The 14,291-nt window shown below is 58.1% G+C and carries 14 protein-coding genes; 8 read left to right on the top strand and 6 right to left on the bottom strand.

From position 1 onward, the window contains the following. The first annotated feature begins 305 nt into the window (after window positions 1–305). The 3 genes from ACFWW2_RS12010 (at window position 306) to ACFWW2_RS12000 (ending at window position 2,958) form a co-directional block, all read left to right on the top strand. Entirely contained in the window at window positions 306–1,181 is an 876-nt protein-coding gene (locus ACFWW2_RS12010) for a lysophospholipid acyltransferase family protein (RefSeq protein WP_393928317.1), read from the top strand. 305 nt (window positions 1,182–1,486) lie between these two features. Next, window positions 1,487–2,182, top strand: a complete 696-nt coding sequence (locus tag ACFWW2_RS12005) for a hypothetical protein (protein ID WP_393928316.1) — start codon at window positions 1,487–1,489, stop codon at window positions 2,180–2,182. Between the two features lie 146 nt (window positions 2,183–2,328). Next, window positions 2,329–2,958, top strand: coding sequence for a sulfotransferase family protein (locus ACFWW2_RS12000; RefSeq protein ID WP_393928315.1), 630 nt, complete (start codon window positions 2,329–2,331; stop codon window positions 2,956–2,958). A 237-nt stretch (window positions 2,959–3,195) separates the two neighbouring features. Here ACFWW2_RS12000 and ACFWW2_RS11995 read toward each other — a convergent pair whose 3' ends face one another. From ACFWW2_RS11995 to ACFWW2_RS11970, 6 genes are all read right to left on the bottom strand, one after another. Next, the gene (locus ACFWW2_RS11995; protein WP_393928314.1) at window positions 3,196–3,432 is read right to left on the bottom strand and encodes a hypothetical protein; all 237 of its coding nucleotides are present in this window, start codon (window positions 3,430–3,432) and stop codon (window positions 3,196–3,198) included. Between the two features lie 66 nt (window positions 3,433–3,498). Beyond that, the gene (locus ACFWW2_RS11990; protein ID WP_393928313.1) at window positions 3,499–4,323 is read right to left on the bottom strand and encodes a class I SAM-dependent methyltransferase; all 825 of its coding nucleotides are present in this window, start codon (window positions 4,321–4,323) and stop codon (window positions 3,499–3,501) included. A 196-nt stretch (window positions 4,324–4,519) separates the two neighbouring features. Next, window positions 4,520–5,422, bottom strand: coding sequence for a sulfurtransferase (locus tag ACFWW2_RS11985; protein WP_393928312.1), 903 nt, complete (start codon window positions 5,420–5,422; stop codon window positions 4,520–4,522). A 17-nt stretch (window positions 5,423–5,439) separates the two neighbouring features. After that, entirely contained in the window at window positions 5,440–6,096 is a 657-nt protein-coding gene (locus ACFWW2_RS11980) for a peroxiredoxin (RefSeq protein WP_393928311.1), read from the bottom strand. A 113-nt stretch (window positions 6,097–6,209) separates the two neighbouring features. Next, window positions 6,210–7,406 (bottom strand): winged helix-turn-helix domain-containing protein, encoded by a 1,197-nt coding sequence (locus ACFWW2_RS11975; RefSeq protein WP_393928310.1) that lies wholly within the window; start codon window positions 7,404–7,406, stop codon window positions 6,210–6,212. A gap of 668 nt (window positions 7,407–8,074) precedes the next feature. Further along, window positions 8,075–9,928 carry a sigma-54 interaction domain-containing protein gene (locus tag ACFWW2_RS11970; protein ID WP_393928309.1) on the bottom strand — a complete coding sequence of 618 codons (1,854 nt, stop codon included), beginning with the start codon at window positions 9,926–9,928 and terminating at the stop codon, window positions 8,075–8,077. A 201-nt stretch (window positions 9,929–10,129) separates the two neighbouring features. On the opposite strand from ACFWW2_RS11970, the gene ACFWW2_RS11965 reads away from it, so the two are divergent. The 5 genes from ACFWW2_RS11965 to ACFWW2_RS11945 are packed head-to-tail and all read left to right on the top strand — an operon-like array spanning window position 10,130 to window position 14,200. Next, a complete protein-coding gene (locus ACFWW2_RS11965; RefSeq protein ID WP_393928308.1) occupies window positions 10,130–11,503 on the top strand; it encodes a CmpA/NrtA family ABC transporter substrate-binding protein in 1,374 nt (457 codons plus the stop codon). Next, a complete protein-coding gene (gene ntrB, locus ACFWW2_RS11960) occupies window positions 11,503–12,336 on the top strand; it encodes a nitrate ABC transporter permease (protein ID WP_393928307.1) in 834 nt (277 codons plus the stop codon). The genes ACFWW2_RS11965 and ntrB overlap by 1 nt, the downstream gene beginning before the upstream one ends. 11 nt (window positions 12,337–12,347) lie before the next feature. Continuing rightward, window positions 12,348–13,253, top strand: a complete 906-nt coding sequence (locus tag ACFWW2_RS11955; protein WP_393928306.1) for an ABC transporter ATP-binding protein — start codon at window positions 12,348–12,350, stop codon at window positions 13,251–13,253. Between the two features lie 18 nt (window positions 13,254–13,271). Beyond that, entirely contained in the window at window positions 13,272–13,739 is a 468-nt protein-coding gene (cynS, locus tag ACFWW2_RS11950; protein ID WP_393928305.1) for a cyanase, read from the top strand. Further along, window positions 13,736–14,200, top strand: coding sequence for a DUF1348 family protein (locus tag ACFWW2_RS11945; protein ID WP_393928304.1), 465 nt, complete (start codon window positions 13,736–13,738; stop codon window positions 14,198–14,200). Before cynS ends, ACFWW2_RS11945 begins: the two co-directional genes overlap by 4 nt. Window positions 14,201–14,291 lie beyond the last annotated feature (91 nt).

Raw genomic sequence — 14,291 nt, 5'->3', positions numbered from 1 at the left:
GTGAACTTGAAAAACATCCTTGGCCAAATCTAGGCCGACTGTCTTAACTGTCATTGGGTGGCTCCTATCCTAGCAGTTGATGATAACTGCACTTTGGCACATTCGATGCCGGTGGAGCAGGAGCCACCCACCTCATCCGGTTTGGGCCGGGAGGGCTAGAGACTCCCGAAGCGGCGTTTGGGTTGCGCTGTGGTGCCACTGGAAAGGTAAGAACCCGTTCAAACAAGCCGCGTCTCAAACGAACCGGTGTGATGCGCTCTATCGTTTTCGGTTGGTATTGCCGCTGGAACCAGTCATAGAGAACAATGCTCTCCGCATCGTTGAAATCAGTTCTGCAGCACGCAAGATACTTCCCACTGTGGTCGGCGCTGACCGCTGTGAGGTGGCGCTCCTTTGACTCTCGTTCTGGTGGATTGGGAACGACATTCAGAGCCATCATGCGTTGGTTCCCCCCAGCAAGGAGCCGATTTGACCGCGAAGCCAAACGGGTCTTTCCCGATATGAAGCGCAGCACCCGCGCCAAGCTCGGCCAAGATATGGGCTGGCATATGGGTAGAACTCTGTTCGAGATCTATCACGATGCTGAATTTCAGACCCAACACCACAAGTTCAGGGCCTCCGGTCCTGGCCTTGATGCTCTGAAAGAGGCTCAAAGGGCTGGCAAGGGAGCGATCGTTGTTTCCGGCCATTTCGGACAGTGGGAAGCTGTTCGCGCCGTGATCAAAATGCATGGGCTCGAAAGCGGAGCTGTGTATCGGCCGCACAAGAACCGCCACTACGAGCGCCGCATTCGTGCCGGGATCGAGGCAGGGGGGAAGCCGATTTTGGCGACCGGCCGCGTCGGAACCAGAGCCCTTGTGCGGCATCTACGGAATGGCGGCATTATTTCAATCTTGTTGGATGAAAAGTATTCAGAAGGTGTACGGATACCGTTTCTCGGGCATGACGCGCTCACATCTCTCTCGGCGGCCCAGCTCGCATTGAAATACGATCTGCCCATGATCCCTGCATTTGGCACCCGCATTGGTGATGGAAACACATTCCGCGTAGAGTTCGAAGCTCCAATCCCCCACACCGACAGCATCGAAATGACGCGTGCTTTCAACGACAGTCTGTCTAGGCGGATCATGGCGGACCCAGAACAATGGTACTGGATGTTGAGACGGTGGGATGGTGCTTGAAGGAGTGCAGTTCGCTAGCCGATCGTCCAAGTTGCAAGAATGCTGCGCCCTCGATCAATGGCCGGTTTGGGGAAGTTGCGCTGCAGCGACGGGCAGCCAGCTGAAGGTCCGCTCTGGGCCGTGCTCGACGGTCAGTAAATTTGCTGTCGTGCACAACTGTGCGAGGCCTCCGATGACCGTATCGATTCTATATCGACCAAAGCTTCACGCAAGCGGAATAGCGGTTTTGTTCGGTACGGACGCCTTGCAGCGACGGAAATGCGGCGCTCGCTCGTATCATCAACTGAAAAAGTGAGGAGATAATCATGTCCATGACACGTCGCCATGTTCTGTTTGGCCTTACCACATCCATGTTGTCTACAGACGTCATCGCTCAGGACAATGTTGAGATGATGGGGTCCATGATGGAGCATCATGAACACAACCCGCATATTGAACTGACTCCAGTGACACGCGCCGCAGCCGGGGATGTTCACCGGGCACGGATCTTGGCAGAGCGCGTTCGTCGGGCGATCATGCAATATGGCGATGTGAGGGCTGCCGAGAGTGATGGTTACCGGCGTTTCGGACCCGCTACGCTGCCGGAGGTGCATTATGTCAACCGCCGACTGTCGCGGGCTGAGCGCAGAGGGATCAATCCAGAAACACCGGGCTCGCTTCTGTACGCACCACAGCACGGCGGGATGGAACTTGCCGGTGCGATGTTCACGGCGCCCCACGGCACAAGTCTGGCCGAACTCAACGCACGTGTGCCGCTCAGCCAGGCGCGGTGGCACGTGCATGTGAACATCTGCCTGCCCCGACCGGTGTTTAACAGGAGCGCATGGCGCCAGCGCGGGGCCGATGGTCAACCGCTTTTCGGTCCAATGGGCTCAATCGCGACGCGAGAGGCTTGTGAAGCAGCCGGCGGACAGTTTAACGCTGTGCTGCAGGGTTGGATGGTGCATGTTTACCCGTTCCGACAAAATCCCGCGGATTGGTGGGTGCAGAGGCACGGCTGACTTACGTTCAATGGCTGGTCCGAGCCCAAGTCCACGGGCTGCATCTCGCACAAAAGAATGCGGCGAGAACCAGCTCTTGTACGAGCGCGCCAGATAGTCGGAAACGCAGGCTTTCCCGCGACTTCGGCGCAAAATACAATCTGACCATGGAGCTCAGAATCATAGGTGCGGGTCTTCCGCGAACCGGCACGATGTCCTTGAAATATGCAATTGAACACCTCCTCGGTGGGTCGTGCTACCATATGGACGAATTGTATCGGAGGCCAGAGCATGTGGGGCTTTGGAACAGGGTCCTTGACGGCGAAACAGACCTTCTGACCGATATTCTACAAGGCTACTGCGCAGCGTTGGACTGGCCAGTCAGCGCCGTATGGAATGGTACAGCGGATCTTTATCCTGATGCCAAAGTGCTGCTCTCTTTCCGCGCAAAACCACAGGATTGGTGGGACAGTGTTGATCAAACTGTTTGGGAGATCATCCAAACAGGGAATTTCTGCTTCTCCGATGACCGAGATGAGGCCAAGGCGTTTTCGGAACTTCATGAGTGGCTAACACTTCAATTCTGCGACCGTTGGGATGAACAGGACGCCGCGCTAGCTGCATATTCCAATCATCTGAAATCGGTCAGAGAGATTACCCCAGTAGAAAGGCTGGTCGAATTCGAAGTTGGCGACGGATGGAGGCCGCTCTGTCGGGCACTTGATGTCGAAGAACCGAGCCATCCATTTCCTAACAAAAACAACCGCGTGGCTTTCAAGTCTCGGAACGCCCTTTGAGGAAGTCAAACGCGGCCGCACCGAAATCCTCGAAGAGAAGAGAGGTTGGCGTGTTCCTGCCGTTCGCTCTAGGGCCGTAAATGCTCGCATCGCCCGCGTGGTGTGAATTCGAACGCCCCCAGATTTCGCGCTCGGAGCGAATGGCGGCAATGTGGGCTGCAGATGCGGAATCCGAGCAACCGGTGGAGAGTCCGCAATGGGCCGCTTCCTCGTAGCGAACTGTCTGGCGACAAGATGCTATCCCGCTTCGGATTCGTGCTTGAGGCGAAGGGCTTTCGATGCGTCGAAATGCCCACGGATTCTCGTTCCCAGAAAGTCGGGCGCGATTAGGGTGGCCTTGCCCTCGAAAACCGAGCCCAGGCTGGACCATTGCGATCCGTCCGCGCCAGAGCAATGCAGCGCCACGACCGGCGAGAGCCTCTTGGCCTCGTTTGAAGCGCGCATGTGCGCGCTGTTTTGCGTCAATTCATTCATCTCAAATGCCCTTCCGTGATCGCCGGGTGTTCCGGTGTCTTCGCGCCTAAGGCGCAACGCGCTGCGTCAGATCGGTTTCCCGGCGACTGCATGGAACGCGGGCACCGAGATCGCCTTGATGACTTCGGCCCGGATCCTGGCTGAGCAGCGCTGTTCCAAGCGCTGGCGTTCGTCCGACGTCAGTTGGTCGATCTCCCAGCGATAACCGGATCCCATCACGATGGTCCACCAGTCCCGAGGTGTCGCAAGAGACTGTTGGTCCGGCGCGGGATGAACTTCCGGCACGACATTTGTGGCGGAAGCGATCAGATCTTCGATCGCGTTCCTGCTCGTGAGGCGTTCCCAGGCGCGCAATGGCTCGGGGATGTCCGGACGCAGAGTGCCGAGTTCCTCCGTAAAGATCGCGGCGCCAGGCTGGAAAGCGTCCTTGCCCCAGAATGTCAGGACCAGTCGGCCACCGGGTCGCAGAACGCGCCAGAGCTCTGTGATTTGCGCCTCAACGTCCTCGACGAAAAAGACCGAGAAGACCGAGATGACAGCGTCAAAAGTCTCTGACGGGAAACTCAGCGACGTCATGTCCGTCCGCTCGAAGCGCATGTTTGACAACCTTTGAGCTTTAGCTTTCATGCCGGCGCGTGTGAGCATTGCCTCCGCAATGTCGATCCCGATCACCGAGCCGGTCGGACCAACGGTCGAGGCAGCGGGCAGAGCCGATGCGCCGGTCCCGCAGCCGACATCTAGAACGCTCTCGCCCGGTCGCAAACTAGCATGGTGAACGGCCCGGCGCCCGTGTCGGTCCCAGAAACTGAGCGGGGCCAGGTCGAAGTGGTCGGCGGCGGAGTCGTAGGTTGCGGCGACCCTTGAACGCCTGGGATTGCCGAGTAGTGTCATGAAGAAGATCCTTGTGGGATGGAGGCCCCGCCGGTGTCAGGCGGGGCATCAGGTGTCAGCCGTCCGAACCGGTCGCCACAGGGTGATCGTCCGTCGACCCCCATTCCGCCAACGACCGGTCGTAGATGCCGATACGGGGCGCGGCGATCGCGCGCAAAGGGCTGCAATCCCCCGCCCGCGCAGCTGTGTTTCTGCTTCAGCCCGTTGCCACCGGTAGATCGCCTGCCGATCCCCATTCCGCCCAGGAGCGGTGATAGACGCGCAGACGCGGTACATCGAGCAAGCGCAACGCGAGATAGCTGTGCGACGAGGCAAGCCCGTTCTGGCAATGCATGATGACGTCGCTGTCCTCGGTAATGCCATACCCTTCGAAATGCGCAGCCAACGCGTCTGCTGGCAGAAAGCGGCCATCCTCGTCGAGGTTCTGCGACCACGGCACGTTGATCGCCCAGGGAATGTGTCCTTCGGCGAAGAGCCTGGGCGGACGCACGTCGATGAGAACCGCGCCGGGCTGATCCTTGTGGGCGAGCACATCCTGCGCGGTGGCGTGGCGGCGGGGCGTGAGCGTGGCCTCGAAGCGAGCGTGTTTGCCCCCGCCCTGATCGCGCGTGACGGTACCCCCGGCGTCCAGCCAACCTGTCCATCCGCCGTTCAGAACCGAGACCTCGCGGTGGCCGAAATACTCCAGCAACCAGAACATCCGCGCAGCATGGAACCCGCCCCGATCGTCGTAGAAAACGACCCGCTGGTCTTGGGCGATCCCGAGCGCGCCCAGCATCGCCTCGATCTCCGGCGCCGGCCGCAGCGCACCCGCCACCGCACCGAATTCGGCGGCGACAGCGTCGGCGGGCAGATGCCGCGCACCTGGGATATGTCCGGCGTCGAAGTCCCTCTTGGGACGCAGGTCGATCACAGTACTGCGGTACGCAACTGCCCCCATGGCCTTCATCGCCATGTCCGACAGCAAGCTTTGTGGTTCTTTCAGGAATCGCGGGTTCGGGTATCCGTCCGCCAGGGCAAGGCTGACACTGGGGATGCAGGTTGCCGAGACACCCAGAGCGAGCATCAGGATGGAACGGCGTGAGAGAGTAGTGGTCATCTGATCAATCCTTTCGTTCAAGCCGGCATCTCGACGAGCCGCAGATAGGGGACCGGGGCCTCCCAGCCGCCCGGAAAGCGGGTGCGCGCCTCGGTGTCGGAGACCGACGACGCGATCGCTACCTTGTCGCCCTGCTGCCAGTTGGCCGGTGTCGCCAGTTGCTGACGGGCTGTGAGCTGCAGGCTGTCGATGGCGCGCAGGATCTCGTTGAAATCTCGCCCCGTTGTCATCGGATAGGACAGCGTCAGCTTGATTTGTTTATCCGGGCCGATCACAAAAAGCGTGCGCGCGGTCGCGTTGTCCATCGCCGTGCGCGCCAACGTTTCGTCTGCCTCCGCAGGCAGCATGTCATAAAGCTTTGCCACCTTCAGATCGACATCACCGATCAGTGGGTAATTGGGCGCATGTCCCGTGGCCGTTCGGATGTCATCAGACCAGCGGCTGTGGTCTTCGACCTTGTCGAGCGACAGCCCGATGATCTTGACACCGCGGCGGTCGAACTCGGGCTTCATGCGGGCCATGACGCCTGCTTCGGTCGTGCAGACGGGGGTAAAATCCTTGGGATGAGAAAAGAGAACGCACCAGGCATCGCCGATCCAATTGTGAAACCAGATCATGCCTTCCGTGGTATGCGCGGTGAAATTGGGCGCGGTGCTGTTGATCGCCAATGGCATGTCAAATCCTATCGTTAAAGTTTCCGTACGTGCCGGGAACCCCGGCATAGGAGTGATCTACACCGCGCCATCCGGGCGATCCTGAATGTCTTGTGAAGAAGTTCTGAAACCGTTCAGGCGGACATCAGTTCGCGCTGCAGGCGCCGGAAGCGCGCGCTCTGCCGGACCGGGCGGAAGCCTTCGTCGGCGTCGATGCTGAAAAAGCCGCGCCAGCCGCGCGACAGCAGGAAGTCGATCCGCTCCAGCGCCGAAGAGACATCGCCGAGCCGCGCAAAGCCGAGGGCGCGGTAATACTCCAGCGGGCTGTTTTGATGCGGCAGGCTGTCCAGCATGGCGCCAGCGCCCTGCGCGTCGCCAAGTTGGGCCAGCAGCGGGCCGAGACCGTAGAGGGCGCGCAGGGCCGTAGGGTCAACCTCCAGCTCTGCGCGAATCTTGCGCAGCGCCCGCTCTGCGTGGATGCGGGCGCGGGCGGGGTCCTGACGCTCCAGATAGCGTGCGGCCAGGAGATCGCCGGTGAAGCTGGCGGAGTCGAGATCGGCGGCCCGCACCGCCAGAGCTGCCGCACTGCGATGGTTGCCCGCGGCCATGACGTGGATCGCCGCTTCCAAATGCAACTGTGCGTCGCCCCGCGCCAGCGATAATGCCTTGGCGATCTCGCGCTGTCCGGCGGCCTTCCGCCCCACTGCGATCTGCGCCGCACCGGTCGCCAAATAGCCTTCAGCATGGTCAGGCGCGCGCCGGATCGCCGCCTTCGCCTCGATCAAGGCGCTGTCGATCAGACCGGTGCCCTCGGACCAGTAGATGTGACGCTTGAGCAGCGCCATGGCGTAAAGCGCCCGGGTTTCGCCATCGTCCGGCGCGAGCGCCACAGCCTGTGAGGCCAGGGCGGTGAAATCCCGCAACGCGCCCTCATAGGCGCGCCCAAGACAGCTTCGCGCCTCCAGACAAAGCGCATATGCGTCGATCGACGAAACCAATCCTTCGGCACGTGTCGTCGTGCCGGACGCACCGGCCTCGCGCAGCAGCGGCGCGGCCAGCCGATAGCCGCCCCGTGGAATCGTTGCGACCAACTGCCTGTTGTCGAGCTTGCGCCGGAGCTCCGAAACCACCTGCGTGAGGCTTTCATCACTGACCGTGACTTCGGGCCAGACCCGGTTCAGAAGTGTATCACGGCTGAAGGTCTCGCCCGGCGCTTCGGCGAAAACCTGCACCAGCCTGATGGCCCGGGGCGAGAGAACCACACTCCGGGGGCCGCGCTCTGCTCGCCGCGAAGGCACGTCAATCCGCCAACCGTCCAATACCAGAACCATACCTCACCACCTGCGCCCAAGAATTTGTGCAACAGTCCTATGCCGATCGAATATCATATGAATAGGCCGTTGCGGTCTAATACACACAGTTGTGAGGGCATGATATGGGTGTGGCGCAGCAGCCCGAGGCACCTCAACGCTCTCGGTACTGCCTATACAGCTTCAAAGTCTACATTATCGAAGCTGGTCGGAGCAGAGGATTGAATTAGAAACCAGCAGTTTTGAAATCAACGAAAGCGGCGGCAGCAAAAGTTTGGAAATCCGCGTCTTTCGTGTCCAAACGCCATGCAACGACAGCGCGGTTTGTGCCATCCTTTCTAAACCAGCCAGCAATGACCGTTTCCGCGACATGGGCTGCAACGCAGCGAGAAGCCCGCCGTGTTTGCAAAGCGATGCTGCGCCAGCGAAGGTCGAGAATCCTAGGTCGGTTTTGTCACGCTCTTGAGACCTCACACAGGATTAAAATCGCGCAGATGCAGCGAATGGCGGCTATGCGGATGCGACTGCAGCAATCGAGCATCTCGTTAAAGGTCCGCTCAGGGCCGTCGATGCTTTGGCTGAGTACATAGACCAATATCAGATGCCTTGCGCTGTCGCGGGTAAGCCTTTGGCAATTACAAGATATCAAAAATTTCACGCCTGCATGCCGCATCGACTGCCATTGCAGTTTACCAGTTTCTGTTACTTAGGCCCAGTTTTTGAAGCCTCGAGTAAAGCGTCGTTGGCCGCAGCCCTAGCAGTTCCGCAGCACCACCGGAACCAGAGACACGCCCGCCCGTTTCGGTCATGCAGGCGATCAGATTTGCAATCCGCAATTGTTCAATATCAGCCTCTGACAACAGAGTGGACGTGTTCCGAACGGCGGGTGCGACCGCGCTTTGGATATCCACGATCAGTTTGCCAGCTTGCGATACGATTGCACCACGTTCGATCACGTTGGCCAGTTCGCGCACATTTCCGGGCCAGCCATAGTCCTTGAGCTGGGCAATGATCCGCTCGGTCACGATCGGGGTCCTGCGCCCCATCCGTTTGCATGCCAGCTTTAGCAGGTGCACAGCAAGCAGGGGAATGTCCTCTGTCCGGTCGCGGAGTGGCGGGCAATGGATGGGAAATACGTTCAGAAACAACAATAAATCGTGCCGCAGCCTGCCTGCCTGGATTTCGCGTTCAAGGTTGCGGCTGGAGGAAGCGATGACGCGCAAATCTACGGCACGATTGCGGTGATCGCCCATCCGCATAACAGATCGTTGTTGCAGCGTCTCAAGCAACTGGCCCTGCAGTTCGAACGGGATATCGCAGACTTCGTCGATGAACAGTGTGCCACCATGGGCCAGTTCGATCTTACCAGGGCTGTCGCGCACGGCGCCGGCAAAGGCGCCACGGATGTGGCCGAACAGTTCACTCTCAATCCGGTCGCTCGAGACCGCACCACCTTTGAAATGGATCATGGGACGCCGTTTGCGGCTGCTGTCGCCATGGATCGCTGACGCGACAAGTGATTTTCCGGTCCCGCTTTCCCCGGTGATCAGCACGTTTGCCTCGGTCTGGGACACCAGCCCGATTTGACTGATCGTTTGCCGGATCGCCGCGGAGGTGCCGATGATTTCATGATGCGCCCGCTCGATATTGATCGCTTCTTGCAGATAGGCGTTTTCCTGTTCCAGCCGATCCCGCAGGGCCGCGATTTCTTCCATGGCAGAGCGTAACTTGGTTTCGTTTTCCCACCGTTCGGTAATATCGCGAAAGATCACAACGGCCCCGACCAATATCTGTCCTTCATAGATCGGAGTCGAGACATATTCGACGCGGATGGGCTTGCCATCCTTGCGCCAGAACACCTCATCTTCGATCCGATTGACCTGCTCAAAGCGGAAAGACTGATAGATCGGGCATTGCTGTGACGGGTAGACCTCGCCATTCAGGTGGTGGTGGTGAATTTTCTGGTGAATGTCGTGACCCAACAGGTCCTGGCTGGTCCAGCCCAGCATTTCTTGGGCTGCGCGGTTGACGAATGTGGTTTTGCCATCTGAATTGACGCCGTAAATTCCTTCGCCCGCTGCATCAAGGATCAGCTGGTTCTGCCGTTCGAGTTCAGAAAAGAACGATTGCGCGCGCTGCCACTCCAGGATGCCGCCGCCATACATTTGTGCGGCTGCAGCCTCTTCCGCACGGCGTTCAAGATCTGCGAGATCAAGGATGTTTAATAACAGCAGTTGCGTGTTTTCGGTCGTGACGCGCCCAGTCAGTTCGCATTTGATCGCACGATCAGCAGCGGACCTTAGCGTGATTTTCCGCGTCCATGCGGTGCCGCGATACTGTACCTCGTCGATAAATACGACGAAATCAGCAAGGCCGTCATCAATGTATGGCGCAAAGAAACGCCCGACCAGGGTGGGATCGTCGAAAAGCGCGCAGACCTCTGGCGTCGCGGCAAGAACCCTGTCCGTGGCAAGGCTGATCAGTACCGTTGGGCCAAACGCACCAGCCAGATGGGAATCATAGGTCTGCGTCTTACTATCCATGCTGCCATAAAGGTTAACGCCAGAGCCAAAGGCAATACGAATATTCGTAAATTACGATAAATCATAATAAAGGATCGTCACAATAGTTTGTTAGTGCATTGATTTAATTTGTTAATATTAAATTATTTGATTTTTGGACCGCATATTTTTTGGGATGCTGGACTGCGCCATCATAGGGGCACATCAGCGACGGAGAGTGTCATGACGATCAAATCCTTAAGTAATCCCTTTTCATCCGAAACCGACCTGCGGCACGGGCAAAGCTGTACGTGTGACACATGTAAGAGCAGCGCTGAACCCGCGGCAAAGGTCATGTCCAGCGAAGAGATGCTGGAGCAAGCGGTCGAAAGTGCGATTGTCCGGTCGGTCTTTGGTCAAAGCGATATCGGTCGCCGATCGTTTATGGGCATGGTCGGTGGTACGACAGCCGCCGCTGCACTCGCTTCCGTCTTTCCAATCAACGAGGCCAAGGCGGCTATTCTGGATAATCTCGGACCACCCGAAAAGACCGATCTTAATATCGGGTTCGTGCCGATCACCTGCGCCACTCCCATCATTATGGCGCAGCCTTTGGGCTTTTATGAACGCTATGGTCTGAACGCGCAGGTCATCAAAACCGCAGGTTGGGCGGTTGCGCGCGACAAGTCCCTGTCAGGTGAATATGACGCCAGCCATATGCTGACCCCGATGCCATTGGCTATGACGCTTGGCGCGGGTTCCATCGCTGAACCCTATATCATGCCCGCCGTCGAAAACATCAACGGACAGGCCATTGTTCTGTCGAATGAACACCTCGACAAGCGTGACCCGGCACAGTGGAAAGGCTTCACCTTTGGCGTGCCATTCGAATATTCGATGCACAATTTCCTGCTGCGCTACTTTGTGGCTGAATTCGGGCTTGATCCGGATGTGGACATCCAGATCCGCGTTGTTCCACCACCGGAAATGGTAGCCAACCTGCGGGCCGGCAATCTTGATGGCTACCTGTCACCCGATCCGTTCAATCAACGGGCCGTTTTCGAAGGCATCGGCTTTATCCACATCCTGACCAAGGAAATCTGGGAAGGGCATCCATGCTGCGCCTTTGCCGCGCCGTTGTCCTTTGCCACCGAACTGCCCAATACCTATGGCGCCCTGCTCAAATCCATCATTGATGCGACGCAATATGCCTCGAACCCGGACAACAGAATTGAAATTTCCGAAGCCATTGCGCCGACCAACTATCTCAACCAGCCCGTCACGGTCATTCAGCAGGTGCTGACCGGCACCTATGCAGATGGTTTGGGAGAGGTGCAGCGCGTCCCCGACCGCATCGATTTCGATCCGTTCCCGTGGCATTCCATGGGTGTGTGGATCCTGACCCAGATGAAGCGCTGGGGCTATATCGAAGGCGATGTGGATTACAAGGCCGTCGCTGAGCAGGTTTATCTGGCCGCCGACGCCAAAAAGGTCATGCAGGACCTTGGCTATGACGCGCCCGACGTGACCTACAAAACCCACACCATCATGGGCAAAACCTTTGATCCGGACACGCCCGAGGCTTACGTCGACAGCTTCGCAATCAAGGCCGATTGATGGGAACGCTCAGCGAAAACAAGCGCGCTGCGCTGTTGTCCATTCTCTTGCTGTTGGTTGGGCTGCTGGTGTGGGAAATGTCGATCCCCGCACAAAAAGCCGTGGGCGAGCTGACGGAATATGAACTGCTGACGGGTGGGGGACAGACCAAGGCGGGCGTGCCACCACCCAGTCAGGTCTTTGCCAAGGCATGGGAGCAATTGTCAGACCCGTTCTATGACGCTGGCCCCAACGACAAAGGTATTGGAATCCAGATCGGCTATTCAATCTATCGGGTCCTGACGGGATATCTGCTGGCCGCGCTCATCGCGATCCCGCTTGGCTTCCTGATCGGGATGTCCTCGGTCGCCTACAAGGCGCTGAATCCGTTTATTCAGGTGTTGCGGCCTATTTCCCCTTTGGCGTGGATGCCCCTAGCGCTGTTCATTATCCAGGACAGCGAAGCATCCGCCATTTTCGTGATTTTCATCTGCTCTATCTGGCCGATGCTGATCAATACCGCCTTTGGTGTGGCTGCTGTTCGCGAAGACTGGGTCAATGTAGCCCGCACCCATGAATTGGGCGCGATCAAGACCGCTTTCACAGTCATATTGCCTGCCGCTGCTCCGACGATCGTAACCGGTATGCGCATTTCCATTGGCATCGCATGGCTTGTGATTGTTGCGGCAGAGATGCTCGTCGGGGGCACCGGTATTGGATATTACGTCTGGAACGAGTGGAACAATCTCGACCTGACCTCTGTCATCTTTTCAATCCTCATGATCGGCGTTGTCGGCATGTTGCTGGATGCCGCCTTCGGCTTCTTGCAGCGCTGCGTGACGTATATCGAATAGAGAGACGCGCCATGAATTCCTTTCTGAGTATCGAAAAACTGACGCAGCGCTTTCCAGATGGGGCTGGTGGCGAACTGACCGTCTTTGACGACGCCAGCTTTGGCGTCGAGAAGGGTGAGTTTGTCGTCATTCTCGGCCACTCCGGCTGTGGCAAATCGACGATCATGAACATTCTTGCAGGCCTCGCAGAACCGACCAGCGGCGTTGTCAAAATGGACGGTGAACTGGTGAGGGGCCCTAGTCTGGACCGGGGGGTGGTGTTTCAGAACTATTCACTGCTGCCGTGGCTGACGACGCTGAAGAACGTCACTTTCGGCGTTCAGGCCCGATATCCCGACTGGTCAAAGGTCAAGGTCATCGCCCATGCAACCGAGTTTCTTGCCATGGTCGGGCTGGAAGGTGACGTAATCCACCGCAAACCCAGCCAGCTATCCGGCGGGATGCGCCAGCGTGTCTCGATCGCGCGCGCCTTCGCCAATCACCCCAAACTCTTGCTGCTGGACGAACCCTTTGGCGCGCTGGATGCGCTGACACGGGGCACAATCCAGGACGAATTACTGAAAATCTGGGGCCAAATGGAGCAAACCGTCTTCATGATCACCCACGACATTGATGAGGCGATCCTGTTGGCCGACCGTATCCTTTTGATGACCAACGGCCCCTTTGCCCGTGTCGCCGAAAGCGTCGAGATCACGATCCCACGCCCGCGCAACCGGACAGAGATTATAGAACACCCCAACTATTATGCGATCCGAAACCATCTGGTGCAGTTTCTTGGCAAACGGTCCAAGGAACTGTCCGGCCAGCCATCCACGCCGGGTGAAACGAACCGGCCGGCACCGGTGCGGATCGACAAGACAATACCTGCCGACGACCCTGAAGACCAACAGCCGGCCCTGCGGGCCGTAAACAGCTAAGACCCGGAGGAGACCATCATGAAAGACCTTGCCATGACGCAGATGATGACCAAAGAAGACGTAACCGCAATGATCCTGTCAGCCAAGAAACAGGCCGGGCTGACTTGGGAAGAGATTGCAGACAAGATCGGCATGTCCCCGGTGTGGACCCATTCTGCAGCGATGGGCATGAACGCCTTTCCCGCTGAAAAGGCCAAGCTGATGGTCAGTGTCATGGGGTTGCCGCAAGAGGCTGAAAGCGTGTTGGCAGAGAGCCCCACCAAAATCTGGGAACAGGCGGTGCCGACCGACCCATGCATCTACCGCTTTTATGAAATCGTGGGGGTCTATGGGCCAACACTCAAGGCGCTGATCCAAGAAAAATTTGGCGACGGGATCATGTCAGCCATCGATTTCGACATGACGGTAACGCGGGTGGAAAACCCGAAGGGGGACCGGGTCAAGGTTGAAATGTCCGGCAAGTACCTGGGCTACAATAGCTGGTGATCCGTCTTCCTGTCCCACCCTTTCGCTATGACGACGCCGTGCAAAAGGTCCGGATGGCGGAAGACGCATGGAACACGCGCGACCCCGAAAAGGTCGCGCTGGCCTACACGACGGATACGCAGTGCCGCAACCGGTCCGAGTTTCTGAACGGGCGCGACGAAGTGCGTGTGTTTCTGGAGCGAAAATGGTCGGTTGAGACAGGCTACCGGTTGATCAAAGAGGTTTGGGCCCACACGGACAATCGCATCGCGGTGCGCTTTTGCTACGAATACCATGACGCGGAGGGACAGTGGTTTCGGGCCTATGGCAACGAAAACTGGGAATTTGATCCTGACGGTTACATGGCCACGCGCCATGCGTCGATCAATGACGTGCCGATTGCCGAGGCGGATCGTCTGTTTCACTGGCCACAAGGACGTCGCCCTGACGATCATCTGGGACTGACCGAGTTGGGTTTGTAGCTACTGCCATCTTAACAAACCGATCATACAAACCAACCCAACTGGTCTGACCAGGGCATCGACAGAGGTCTTGTTGATCGAAACCGTGCGA

This window comes from Yoonia sp. R2-816, from assembly GCF_046762905.1.
Classification (GTDB): domain Bacteria; phylum Pseudomonadota; class Alphaproteobacteria; order Rhodobacterales; family Rhodobacteraceae; genus Yoonia.
Note: the sequence above shows the minus strand (reverse complement) of the source record. Positions and strands in the feature narration are given on the sequence as shown.